Below are 12,455 nucleotides of genomic sequence, written 5' to 3'. Positions count from 1 at the left end.
TTTGTAATGAATGGTTTCAATCAGGTAATAACTGTCTTGGCAGGGGCTACTAATTTTACATGACGAAACAATTCATCTTAAATAGATCATTATGAAATTAAAAAAGTTAGGTAGCCAGGGTTTGACCGCTTCTGCAATTGGTTTGGGTTGTATGGGCATGAGTGAGTTTTATGGAAAGCGAGACGATGAACATTCTTTGAAAACCTTGCACAAGGCGCATGAGTTGGGCGTTCGTTTCTGGGATACGGCCGATATCTATGGTCCTTTTCACAACGAAGAGTTGGTTGGAAAAGCATTGAAAAGTATCCGCCACGATATCACTCTTGCTACCAAGTTTGGCATTCTGAGAGACCCGAGCAATCCTTCAGTAAGGGGTGTTAACGGCAGACCAGAATATGTGCGATCGGCCTGCGAAGCCAGTCTCAAAAGATTACAGATAGATACCATTGACCTGTATTACCAACACCGGGTAGATCCGGATACGCCTATAGAAGAAACCGTAGGAGCCATGGCACAGTTGGTGACCGAAGGTAAGGTGAGGGCTATTGGTTTGTCTGAAGCTTCGCCGCAAACCTTGCGGAAAGCGCATGCTGTTCATCCCATCACTGCACTGGAGACAGAATATTCACTCTGGAGCCGCGAGCCGGAAGATGAATTACTGCAAACCTGCCAGGAATTAGGAATTGCTTTTGTAGCGTATTCTCCATTGGGCCGGGGATTCCTTACCGGGCAATTGAAAAGCTTTGATGATTTGGCCGAAGATGACTGGAGAAGGTTTTCGCCCCGTTTCCAGGGAGAAAATTTTCAAAAGAACCTGGAGTTGGTGAGAAAGATACAGGACCTTGCCACTGAAAAAGATTGCACTCCTTCGCAACTGGCGTTGGCATGGGTAATGGCACAAGGGGATCATATTTTCCCTATCCCGGGCACCAAGCAAATCAAATACCTCGAAGAGAATGTCGGTTCATTAAAAGTAGCCCTCAGCAAAGAAGACCTGAAAGCGATCGATGCCATAGCGCCCCGCAATGTAGCCGCAGGCGACCGCTACCCCGAAGCTTCCATGAAAACAGTGAACAGGTAAGAAGTTTTTATAAGGCAGGAGATGATATTTTATCATTTTTTACAGGTGAATAATCGGTTTTAGGCTGACCATTCACCTGTATTTGATCGAAATAACATTTTACTCCTGTGGCTTTGTTTATGTCTTCTGTATTCTGGATATGAAAATGCAAATGAGGTTTTGATGAATTGCCTGAGTTCCCGCAGCGTCCCAGCAGTTGTCCCTGTTTTATTTTTTGATCCTGCGTTACCTGGATAGAATGTTGTTTGAAATGGGCAAAGACCAAATATTCATTTTTTTCCGTTTTAATAATCACGCTATTTCCGGGGCTATAAGCCGGGTTCATATCGCCTGGTTTATTGTCTTTGATGCCATCCACCACCAATACGACCGCACCATCGCAAGGGGCAGTCAATGGCATGCCAAATGCATAATAATCTTCATTGGTTTGTCCATCTGTTTTGTATGAATGCCCTTGCTCATCCGTTATCTCTATATCAAAGGCATTTTTCTGTGCGCTAGATACTACATGATAATTTTGCTCCTTGGTATCGCCCCCCCAAATAACAGTCCACACACCTGTGAAGGGTAATTGAAGCTTGGTCTGGTTCCGGTCTATTTTGGGAAGGGGTTCATCAACAAAGGGTTTTACCAAAAAACCATTGATTTTATGATGATCATCTACAGAAATATTTACGGCGAACAAAGCCCTTTCAAAATAAGTTTTATAAGAAGCGAAAGTCGACTGGTACTTTGTGAATTCCCGCTGTTTGATCTTACCGGCCTGCCGGTATAAGCCCGACAGGAACGTGTTGGTTTTATCTATTGGAAGTGCTTTTTGCATCTCGGCAGAAAACATGGCAAAAATGCTATCGCCCTGCTGTGTGTTGTACAGCTGTTCAAATTGATCCGCAATGGTTTTGTAAGCAGGGTCTTCGGTTTGTGCGTTCGTAATCAGCATACAAAAAAAGAAATTGGTTGTTAATAATACGCGCTTCATATTTTCAAATTTCGTTTTGAAAACAAACAGCATACACATGCTGCACATGGACAGACTGATGGGGGGATATCTTAACTATGCAGTTATACCTGCACAGGAATACTGTGCACGGCTGCACTCAATTCTTTGATCAGCGTCGGATCTTTTTCAATCGCATTGCCCACTACAATCACATCGGCTCCTGCCTTGCAGTTGAGATAGGCTTTGACTGGATCGATGATGCCTCCGCCGATGATCAACGGCACTTCAATGTGACGCGCTACTTTTTCTATCATGGATTCGGGTATGGGCCGCTTGGCTCCACTGCCTGCATCCATGTAGATAAGTTTCATACCCAGCATTTCTCCTGCCATGGCCGTACACATGGCGATATCATTTTTGTCTGCCGGAATAGGTGTTGCATTGGAAATATAAGACACCGTAGTAGGAGCTCCTCCATCAACGACCATATAACCGGTAGGCATGATCTCGAGCCCGCTTTTCTTTACAAAAGGAGCGCTGATCACATGCTGACCAATCAACAGTTCCGGGTTGCGGCCAGATATGAGTGAAAGATATAATAAAGCATCGGCATATTTACTTACCTGGGAAGGCGAGCCGGGGAATAAAACAACAGGAATAGCGCAGGAAGCTTTGAGCTGGCGGATGCAATCGTCGAGGTGACTGGAAATGACCAAACTGCCGCCCACGAAAAAATAATCGACTTTAGCATCAGTGGCCAATCGCACCAGTTGCGCGATCTTTTGGTCATCTACCTTATCGGGGTCGATCAATACCGCAAAAGATTTCCTGCCTGTTCTTTTCTTCTCTACAAATTGGTTGTACAATGCTTGCTTCATTCAATATTGGATAGATGCTGTTGCAAAAATGCAAAAAAATCCATGGAAAGATACATATTTCGGTACAAGTAGCTGCCTGGAGCGTTTTTTGTGTTTGTAAAAGGCAAAACCCCTCGGAATCTGGCTTTTTTATTTACGAAAAAAAGTTCATTTAAACTACAAAAAGATCAAAAATATTTTCTACCCGGTGTGCATTTTCCAGCAAATGCAACCCTGATTGGAGGTACGAAAAAATCCACATGCCTTATCCACAAGCAGTGGATATTTCCGGCGTTGAATTGTGAAAATGGAAAGATATTTTCGTCAACCGCTTAACAATTCGTTAACCGGAGACTAAACCAACAAACCAGCTAAAAACTATACTTACATGGCTAACCCACGCACTTCTAAAGGTTTACAGTTCAGCCGCCGCTTTACAACAGAGGGTGTAAGCCCTTTTGACCAGTTCGAATACGATTACCGCGACAGTGTTATCAAAAACCCCAATGGCGAAAAGGTTTTTGAAATGAACAACGTAGAAGTTCCGAAACAATGGAGCCAGATCGCAACAGACATCCTCGCCCAAAAATATTTCCGCAAAGCCGGGGTACCCCAGCCAGATGGTTCGGTAGGCAGGGAAACCAGCGTAAAACAGGTGGCACACCGTATGGCCAATTGCTGGCGTGTGTGGGGAGAGCGTTACGGGTATTTTGCATCAACCAAAGATGCGCAGGTGTTTTATGATGAGTTGGTATACAGCATTCTCAACCAGGCTTGCGTACCCAATTCACCTCAATGGTTCAATACCGGTTTGCACGAGAGCTATGGCATCACCGGCAAACCGCAGGGCCACTATTTCGTAGACCCCAAAGATGGTAAACTGAAAAAATCCACCAACGCGTATGAGCGCCCACAACCCCATGCCTGTTTCATTCTCAGCGTGAACGACGACCTGGTGAATGAAGGTGGTATCATGGATTTGTGGACCCGTGAAGCCCGCATTTTCAAGTACGGTTCAGGCGTAGGTACCAACTTCTCACAGATTCGTGGTGGTGGAGAGAAGTTAAGCGGAGGTGGTACTTCAAGCGGACTGATGAGCTTTCTCAAAATAGGCGACCGCGCTGCAGGCGCTATCAAGAGCGGTGGCACTACACGCAGGGCAGCCAAAATGGTTTGTCTCGATCTGGATCACCCCGAAGTAATGGAATTCATCAACTGGAAAGTGCAGGAAGAAGATAAAGTGGCTGCATTGGTAGCTGCAGGATATGATAACAGTTACGAGGGAGAAGCGTATGCTACGGTATCCGGACAAAACTCAAACAACTCTGTGCGCATCCCTAACAGTTTCTTCAAAGTGCTGGAAGAGGGGGGCGACTGGGAACTGAAAGCCCGTACAGATGGCCGTGTGATGAAGAAAGTACCGGCAAAAGAAGTGTGGAGCCAGATATCTTACGCAGCATGGCGTTGTGCCGATCCCGGAACACAATACGATACAACCATCAATGAATGGCATACTTGTCCGAAAGGCGGCCGTATCAACGCGTCGAACCCTTGCTCGGAATATATGTTCCTGGATAATACGGCCTGCAACCTGGCTTCTATCAACCTGCGCAAGTTTCATGATGATGAAACCAATGTGTTTGATGTAGCAGGTTTTGAGTATACTACACGTTTGTGGACTACTGTATTGGAAGTATCTGTGTTGATGGCACAATTCCCTTCTAAAGAAGTAGCGCAACTTTCTTACGATTACCGTACACTCGGACTTGGCTTTGCTAACCTGGGTTCTATGCTCATGGTAAGTGGTATTGCTTACGATAGTGAAGAAGCCCGTGGTATTGCAGGGGCCATATCTGCTATCATGACGGGTGTGGCTTATAAAACATCTGCAGAGATGGCCGGCTTCCTGGGTGCGTTTGATAAGTATGAAGAGAATAAAGAAGACATGCTGCGTGTAATGCGCAACCACCGTGCTGCCGCTTATGATGCGGAAGATGCATATGTAGGCCTGGAGATCAAACCCCAGGGTATCAAGGCTACGCATTGTCCCGATTACCTGCTGAAAGCTGCTACCCGTGCATGGGATGAAGCGGTTCAGTTAGGCGAACAACATGGCTACCGCAATGCGCAAACAACTGTGATCGCACCTACCGGAACCATCGGCCTGGTAATGGATTGTGATACTACCGGTGTAGAGCCTGATTTCGCATTGGTGAAATTCAAAAAATTGTCCGGCGGTGGTTATTTCAAGATCATCAACCAGTCGGTTCCACAGGCATTGAAGAACCTTGGTTATAACGCGAAAGAAGCGGAAGCCATTGAAAAATATGCAGTAGGCGCTGCCAGCTTTGAGGGCGCTCCTTTCATCAACCCACAAAGCCTGAGCGAGAAAGGATTTACTGCTGCTGAGATCGAAAAACTGAACGGCGCGGCGAGATCGGCTTTTGAGATCGGCTTCATCTTCAACCGTTTTATACTGGGTGAAGAATGCATGCAGCGTTTGGGCTTTACAGAAGCGCAGTACAGCGATTGGAATTTCAACCTGTTGGAAGCGATCGGTTTCAGCGAAGCAGAAATTGAAGCAGCCAATGATTATGTATGTGGTACTATGACAGTGGAAGGCGCTCCTTATCTCAAAGATGCACACCTGACGGTATTCGATTGTGCAAATAAATGCGGCAAGAGAGGAGAGCGTTATATCCATGCGTATGGACATATCCGTATGATGGCGGCCTGTCAGCCTTTCCTCAGCGGCGCTATTTCCAAGACCATCAACCTGCCGCATGAAGCAACAGTAGAAGAGATTGCCGATTGTTATTTGCTGAGCTGGCAACTCGGATTGAAAGCCAACGCTCTTTACCGTGATGGTTCCAAACTGAGTCAGCCGTTGAGCAATAAATCTTCCGATAAAAAGAAAAAATCGGAGGAAGTTGAAGAAGAAAAAGTGGCTACAGCAGATATGGCTTCCAATATCGTGGATATGAGCCAGCTTACAGTAGATGAATTGCTGGATGAAGTACACAAGCGTATGCAGGCTTCTACCGATACCAAGCTGAAGCGCCAGTTATCGCTGATCGTAGAGAAAAAATCTTTACCTGCAAAACGCAGGGGCTTTACACAGAAAGCCAAGATCGGCGGTCAGGTATTGTTCCTCCGCACAGGAGAATATGCAGATGGTACACTGGGTGAAATATTCATAGACCTGGCGAAGGAAGGCTCTACGCTGCGCAGCTTCATGAACTGTTTTGCCATTGCCATTTCTGTTGGTTTGCAGTACGGTGTTCCGTTGGAAGAGTTCGTAGAGAAATTTGTGTTCACCAAGTTCGAGCCGGCTGGTATGGTAGACCATCCCAATATCAAGACTACTACTTCACTCGTTGATTTTGTATTCCGTGTATTGGCTTATGAGTACCTGGGCCGTACTGACCTGGTGCATGTGCTGGACAGACCGCAGGTAGGTAACCTGGGCGATGATGATGGTGATGCCACTTTGCTGGGCAAGCCCGAGCTGAGCAGCATACGGGTAACAGCGCCTTCGGCCAATGTTACACCGGCTACACAACCGCAAAAATTACAGCGTGCGGCCGCACCTGTTAAAGCGGAAGCAGGATTGGATGCTGTGAACGCCGCCGCTAAAAATATGCAGAGTGATGCACCGGCTTGTAACACATGCGGACATATTACCATTCGCAGCGGTACCTGTTACAAGTGCCTGAACTGCGGTAACAGCATGGGTTGCAGTTAAACGGACGTCTCTTTGAAAACGTATATACGCTAACCCTGAAGAGGCCACTATGCAAATAGTGGCTTTTTCATGCATGCAATCTTTTGCTAAATCGTTTTTTTCTTTTTAAAACCCGCAAGTATTAACTCAAAAAGTTTTACTTTCATTGCTCTAACAAACACACTTCAAATTGTTGTTTTATGGGTGATCTTCAGATCAAGAAAGAATCTAAAAAGTATGATGCTGTCATTGTAGGATCGGGCGCCGGTGGTGGAATGGCTGCCTATATGCTGGCCAAGGCCGGTCTCAAGGTCTGCCTGCTCGAAGCAGGGGCCGATTACGATCCTAAAATTCATTCTTCTCAATTTAAAAACCCCTGGGAATCGCCCCGTCGCGGTGCCAGCACCAAGTTTCGCCCATTTGGCGATTTCGATGGTTGTTTCTGGGGATGGGATATTGATGGAGAGCCTTATACAATGGCCGAAGGAACCAAATGGGAATGGTGGCGCGCACGCATGATTGGCGGTCGTACCAATCACTGGGGAAGGATATCATTGCGTTTCGGCCCGAAGGATTTCAAACGCAGGAGTATTGATGGATTGGGTGATGACTGGCCCATCAGCTATGATGACATCAAACCATATTATGATAAGGTAGATAAGTTATTGGGTGTATATGGCTCTAATGAAGGATTGCCCAATGACCCGGATGGTATTTTCCTGCCGCCTCCCAAGCCCCGCTTGCATGAACTGATGATTAAGAAAGCAGCTACCGGCATGGGCATCCCGGTAATCCCATCCCGTTTGTCGATCCTTACCAAGAAGATCAATGATGAGCGTGGGGCCTGCGTGTATTGCGGACAGTGTAACCGTAGTTGTAAACTCTATGCCGATTTTTCTTCTTCTTCAGCCCTGGTAATTCCCGGTGCTACAACAGGTAACCTGGATGTGATTACACAGGCAATGGCCCGTGAAGTATTAACCAATGCAGAAGGACTGGCAACCGGTATTTCTTATGTGAGCAAAAGAGACATGATGGAATATCAGGTAAATGGTCGCGTTGTGATACTCGCTGCCAGCGCTTGTGAAACCGCCCGCTTGCTGCTCAACTCCAAATCAACCCGCCATCCGAATGGCCTGGCCAATGAAAGCAATGTGGTGGGCAGGTACCTGCACGATTCAACCGGCGCTGCACTGGGTGGCGTATTGCCACAGCTTTTCGGTCGTAAACGTTACAATGAAGATGGGGTGGGCGGTATGCACGTATATACCCCCTGGTGGCTTGATAATAAAAAACTCGATTTTCCCCGGGGCTATCATATTGAATATTGGGGCGGCATGTCGCAACCGGCTTATGGCTTTGGTTTTGGCCTGGAAAACCTCAATGGTAAATATGCCGTGAATGGTAAAACCAAAGAGGCGGGCGGTTACGGTGCTTCCCTGAAAGAAGATGCGCGTTTCTTTTATGGCGCCAATGTAGGTATGGCAGGAAGAGGAGAAGCTGTAGCTAATTACAATAACCTTTGCGAGATAGATCCCAATGTAGTGGACAAATATGGTATCCCTGTTTTGCGTTTCAATGTAAAACATTCCGACTACGAGATCAAGCAGGCCAAGCACATGAAAGAAACCTTCAAGGAAATCATGCACAACATGGGTGCTGTGATTACCTGGGGTGGCGATGATAATGAGAAGAACAATTACGGATTGAGTAACCCGGGTAATATCATTCACGAAGCAGGAACCGTACGTATGGGAGCCGATCGTAAATCGTCGGCGCTCAACAAATGGAGCCAGGCACACGATTGTAAAACATTGTTCTGTGTAGATGGCAGCCAGTTCACTTCACAGGCCGATAAGAACATTACCTGGACCATCCTGGCGCTCTCCATGAGGGCATCTGAATACATCATCGATGAAATGAAAAAACAAAACTTATAACAATGGACAGAAGAAAATCCATTAAAGCCCTGGTAGTAGGAACCGTATCCACCAGCCTCATGATTGAGGCTTGTAAGCCAGGCGAAAAGAAAGCAGCAACTGCCGTTGCCGATACGGGCGCAGATGCCGATCGCATGCAGGAAGAAAAGGATTACCTGAAGAAACTCAACGATAAATTCTTCACGGCACAGGAAATGGCCACACTTACAGTGCTGGCAGATATCATTGTACCCAAAGATGCAGTGAGTGGCAGCGCCAGTGATGCCAAAGTGCCCGACTTCCTGGAGTTCATCGTAAAAGACATGCCCAAACACCAGACGCCTATGCGCGGTGGCTTGCGCTGGCTCGATGTACAATGCCTGAAGCAGTATGGTAAGGCATTCACGGATTGTGATCACCAGCAGCAAATTGCCATGGTAGATCAGATCGCTTATCCGGCCAAGGCAAAACCAGAGATGAAACAAGGTGTATCTTTCTTCAATCTCATGCGCAACCTTACAGTGACCGGGTTCTTTACTTCCGAAATGGGCGTCAAAGACCTTGGGTATAAAGGCAACACGCCCAATCAATGGAATGGTGTTCCCGATGATGTGCTGAAACAGTATGGACTTGCCTATAGCGAGAAAGAGCTGAAAGAATGCATAAGCTATTAATGGCTCAATTGCTCAATGGTTCGATACTCAATGAATGTATCAATACTCACTGAGTAATATATTAAAAAACAATGGCTCAATGGAAATCTTCTTCCATTGAGCCATTGCGTATTGAGCCATCGAGCCATTAATGTTAACTCACCGTGCTTCCGGAATTGATTTTGTCTTCCGGATTGATAAAGTGCAGCTTGCCGTTGTCTTCGGCCATTAATATCATCCCATTGCTTTCAATACCACGCATTTTACGCGGAGCGAGGTTGGTAACCACGGTTACCTGTTTACCTACGATCTCTTCCGGTTTGAAGTGAAGCGCAATACCCGAAACAATGGTGCGTGTCTCAAATCCCAGGTCTACCTGCAACTTCAACAGCTTGTCTGCTTTCTCCACTTTCTCTGCGCTTACAATGGTGCCTACACGCAGGTCTATCTTTGCAAAATCATCGAAAACGATTGCTGATTTCTGATTGCCGGTTGCTGATTGTTCGGGTGTCATTTGTTTTGTGTTGACTGCCGGCGCTTCTTTGGTTGCACTTGCAGATTTGAGTTTTTCTATTTGTGCATTGATCTCATCGTCTTCTATCTTTCTGAACAACAACTCGGGCGGCCTGAGCGGATAACCTACGCTCAGTAATTTCATACTGCCGGCGTTCTCCCAGTTCAGCATTTTCTCTACCACCTTCATCATGTGCAGCATTTTTTTAGCCGTGAACGGAAGGAAGGGGTTGATGAGGATGGCCAGGTTGGCGGTGAGTTGCAGGCAGATGTGCAGGCAGTTATCGATCAACTGTTGTACCTCGGGCTGCGCTTCCAGTTTCTTTGCCAGTATCCAGGGCTCTTTTTTCTGCATATACTGGTTGCCAATGCGGGCCAGGTTGATCACTTCGAACAAAGCTTCGCGGAAACGGTAAGCTTCCAGCAATTGTTCTACTTTTTCTTTTGTTTGTTTGATCTCAACAATGGTTTGCGCATCCAACTCATCGGCTACAGCTGTATGATAAGGAGTAACTTTGCCTTTACAGAGTTTGTGCATCAGCACAAAAGTGCGGTTCACAAAATTGCCGAAGATGCTTACCAGTTCGCTGTTATTGGCATCCTGGAAGCCCTTCCACATGAACTCGCTGTCTTTGGTTTCGGGGGCGATCTGCGTTAAATAATAACGCAACACATCGGCCATTTGGCTTCCGCCATTTTCTTTGTGGATGAAATCGTTGATATAATCCTGCATCTCGAGTTTCCAGTTGCGGCTGGTACTCATTTTGTCGCCTTCCAGGTTCATGAACTCGTTAGACGGAACATTGTCGGGCAGTATATTGCCATGTAATTTCAGCATTACCGGGAAAATGATGCAGTGGAAAACGATGTTGTCTTTTCCGATGAAGTGAACGAGCTTGGTGTCTTTATCCTGCCAGTAAGGCGTCCAGTCTTTGCCATGGTCCAGTGCCCATTGCTTGGTAGCGCTGATATAACCGATGGGTGCATCGAACCATACATACAATACTTTTCCTTCCGCATCGGGCAGTGGTACTTTAATACCCCAGTCGAGGTCGCGCGTAACAGCCCTTGGCTGCAAGCCGCCATCGATCCAGCTTTTGCACTGGCCTAATACATTGGCGCGCCAGTCTTCGGCATGGTCTTTCAATATCCATTCGCGCAGGAAATCTTCGTGCCGGTTGAGTGGCAGGTACCAGTGCCTGGTTAATTTTTTCACCGGAGGCTTACCGCTGAGGGTACTTACGGGGTTGATGAGCTCGTCCGGACTCAGGCTCTTTCCGCAACGTTCGCACTGGTCGCCATAGGCATTCTCGTAACCGCAATTGGGACAAGTGCCTTTGATATAACGGTCGGCCAGGAAGGTTTTAGCTTCTTCGTCGTAATACTGCTCGGTCTCTTTTGTTTCCAAATCCCCCTTCTCATTCAATGCGGTAAAGAATTCCTGCGCCGTCTGGTGATGGATAGGGGCGCTGGTTCTATGATAAATATCGAATGCAATGCCCAGTTCCCTGAAATTCTCTTCAATGATGGGATGGTATTTATCAATAATGGCCTGGGCAGTAGTGCCTTCCTTGGTGGCCTGTATGGGAATGGCTGTGCCGTGCTCGTCGCTTCCGCACACAAATACCACATCGCGCTGCTGCGCTTTGAGGTAACGTACATAAATATCGGCAGGCAAATAGGCCCCGGCCAGGTGACCAATGTGCTTGAGGCCGTTGGCATAGGGCAGCGCTGCCGTGATCAAATATCGCTTCGGATCCTTCATAATGTTTCTTCCTGTCTTTATAGGGAATTGCAAAAATAAGATATGTAGCGGATTTGGATATTCGGGAAGTTTTTGTAAGTTTGATATCATTTTAATATCAAAATAATTCTTATGGAAAAGATTCGAAAAGGAATACCCGGTTTCGGGGCCTTATTGGTGGCACTTGCCATACTGATATTGAATATCAGCCTGATTATCCAATCTGCTTCAGCCCCGGCCAATCCGCCCGCTGTGGAAATACTCTTCATTGCCCTTGGTTTTATTGCGATTGTTGTCGTTTTGAAAGGGCTTATCATCGTACAGCCCAATTATGCAGTGGTGCTCACTTTCTTTGGTAAGTATGTAGGAACTGTCAAAGAGAATGGATTGTTGTTTGTGAACCCGCTGTTCACACAGCAAAAAGTAAACCTCCGTTCGCAGAGCCTGGAAAGCGCCAAGCTCAAGGTGAACGATAAAATGGGCAACCCCATTGAGATCGCTGCCGTGATCCTGTGGCAGATACAGGACACTTACAAAGTGGTGTTCGACGTGGTAAGTTTTTCGCAATACATGATCAACCAGAGCGAGGCGGCCATTCGCCACCTGGCTTCCACCTGTCCGTACGACAATATTGAAGATGAACATGCGCCCGTAACACTGCGTGATGGCGGAGAAAAAGTAACACAGCTAATGGAAAATGAACTGAACGAGCGGCTGGCTAAAGCGGGGATCATTATCACGGAGGCGCGCATCAGTCACCTGGCTTATTCTCCAGAAATTGCAGGCGCCATGTTGCAAAGGCAACAGGCTACGGCCATTGTGGCTGCCCGCACCAAGATCGTGGAAGGCGCAGTGGGCATGGTAGAGATGGCATTGGAATTGCTGTCGAAAAAACAGATCGTGGAGCTGGATGAAGATAAAAAAGCTTCAATGGTAAGTAACCTGATGGTAGTACTTTGCGGCGAGAAAGCAGCTACCCCTGTGCTGAATACAGGCACGCTTTACCAATAACAGGCTCAAACAG

The 12,455-nt window shown here is 46.8% G+C and carries 8 protein-coding genes; 5 read left to right on the top strand and 3 right to left on the bottom strand.

Going from position 1 to position 12,455, the window contains the following annotated elements; all coding sequences use genetic code 11:
- The first annotated feature begins 91 nt into the window (after nucleotides 1–91).
- A complete protein-coding gene (locus BLU98_RS03770) occupies nucleotides 92–1,081 on the top strand; it encodes an aldo/keto reductase (protein ID WP_092722166.1) in 990 nt (329 codons plus the stop codon).
- A gap of 7 nt (nucleotides 1,082–1,088) precedes the next feature.
- On the opposite strand, the gene BLU98_RS03765 is transcribed toward BLU98_RS03770, so the two are convergent.
- Complete coding sequence (locus BLU98_RS03765) at nucleotides 1,089–2,060, bottom strand: M23 family metallopeptidase (RefSeq protein ID WP_092722445.1); 972 nt, start codon at nucleotides 2,058–2,060, stop codon at nucleotides 1,089–1,091.
- A gap of 83 nt (nucleotides 2,061–2,143) precedes the next feature.
- Nucleotides 2,144–2,899 (bottom strand): phosphoglycerol geranylgeranyltransferase, encoded by a 756-nt coding sequence (locus BLU98_RS03760; protein WP_092722164.1) that lies wholly within the window; start codon nucleotides 2,897–2,899, stop codon nucleotides 2,144–2,146.
- Nucleotides 2,900–3,266: 367 nt separating this feature from the next.
- Between BLU98_RS03760 and BLU98_RS03755 the strand changes: the two genes are divergently transcribed.
- The 3 genes from BLU98_RS03755 to BLU98_RS03745 all read left to right on the top strand — a co-directional run bounded on the left by BLU98_RS03755 (nucleotide 3,267) and on the right by BLU98_RS03745 (nucleotide 9,195).
- Nucleotides 3,267–6,623, top strand: coding sequence for a vitamin B12-dependent ribonucleotide reductase (locus BLU98_RS03755; protein ID WP_092722162.1), 3,357 nt, complete (start codon nucleotides 3,267–3,269; stop codon nucleotides 6,621–6,623).
- Between the two features lie 179 nt (nucleotides 6,624–6,802).
- Nucleotides 6,803–8,542, top strand: a complete 1,740-nt coding sequence (locus BLU98_RS03750) for a GMC oxidoreductase (protein WP_092722160.1) — start codon at nucleotides 6,803–6,805, stop codon at nucleotides 8,540–8,542.
- Between the two features lie 2 nt (nucleotides 8,543–8,544).
- A complete protein-coding gene (locus tag BLU98_RS03745) occupies nucleotides 8,545–9,195 on the top strand; it encodes a gluconate 2-dehydrogenase subunit 3 family protein (protein WP_092722158.1) in 651 nt (216 codons plus the stop codon).
- A 133-nt stretch (nucleotides 9,196–9,328) separates the two neighbouring features.
- On the opposite strand, the gene metG is transcribed toward BLU98_RS03745, so the two are convergent.
- Nucleotides 9,329–11,452 (bottom strand): methionine--tRNA ligase, encoded by a 2,124-nt coding sequence (gene metG / locus BLU98_RS03740; RefSeq protein ID WP_092722156.1) that lies wholly within the window; start codon nucleotides 11,450–11,452, stop codon nucleotides 9,329–9,331.
- 111 nt (nucleotides 11,453–11,563) lie between these two features.
- On the opposite strand from metG, the gene BLU98_RS03735 reads away from it, so the two are divergent.
- A complete protein-coding gene (locus tag BLU98_RS03735) occupies nucleotides 11,564–12,442 on the top strand; it encodes an SPFH domain-containing protein (RefSeq protein ID WP_092722154.1) in 879 nt (292 codons plus the stop codon).
- Nucleotides 12,443–12,455 lie beyond the last annotated feature (13 nt).

This window comes from Hydrobacter penzbergensis, assembly GCF_900106985.1.
In the GTDB taxonomy this organism is placed as follows: domain Bacteria; phylum Bacteroidota; class Bacteroidia; order Chitinophagales; family Chitinophagaceae; genus Sediminibacterium; species Sediminibacterium magnilacihabitans.
Note: the sequence above shows the minus strand (reverse complement) of the source record. Positions and strands in the feature narration are given on the sequence as shown.

Coding starts and splice junctions, on each gene's coding strand:
- BLU98_RS03770 (WP_092722166.1), top strand. CDS start 92: ATGAAATTAAAAAAGTTAGGTAGCCAGGGTTTGACCGCTTCTGCAATT.
- BLU98_RS03765 (WP_092722445.1), bottom strand. CDS start 2,060: ATGAAGCGCGTATTATTAACAACCAATTTCTTTTTTTGTATGCTGATT.
- BLU98_RS03760 (WP_092722164.1), bottom strand. CDS start 2,899: ATGAAGCAAGCATTGTACAACCAATTTGTAGAGAAGAAAAGAACAGGC.
- BLU98_RS03755 (WP_092722162.1), top strand. CDS start 3,267: ATGGCTAACCCACGCACTTCTAAAGGTTTACAGTTCAGCCGCCGCTTT.
- BLU98_RS03750 (WP_092722160.1), top strand. CDS start 6,803: ATGGGTGATCTTCAGATCAAGAAAGAATCTAAAAAGTATGATGCTGTC.
- BLU98_RS03745 (WP_092722158.1), top strand. CDS start 8,545: ATGGACAGAAGAAAATCCATTAAAGCCCTGGTAGTAGGAACCGTATCC.
- metG (WP_092722156.1), bottom strand. CDS start 11,452: ATGAAGGATCCGAAGCGATATTTGATCACGGCAGCGCTGCCCTATGCC.
- BLU98_RS03735 (WP_092722154.1), top strand. CDS start 11,564: ATGGAAAAGATTCGAAAAGGAATACCCGGTTTCGGGGCCTTATTGGTG.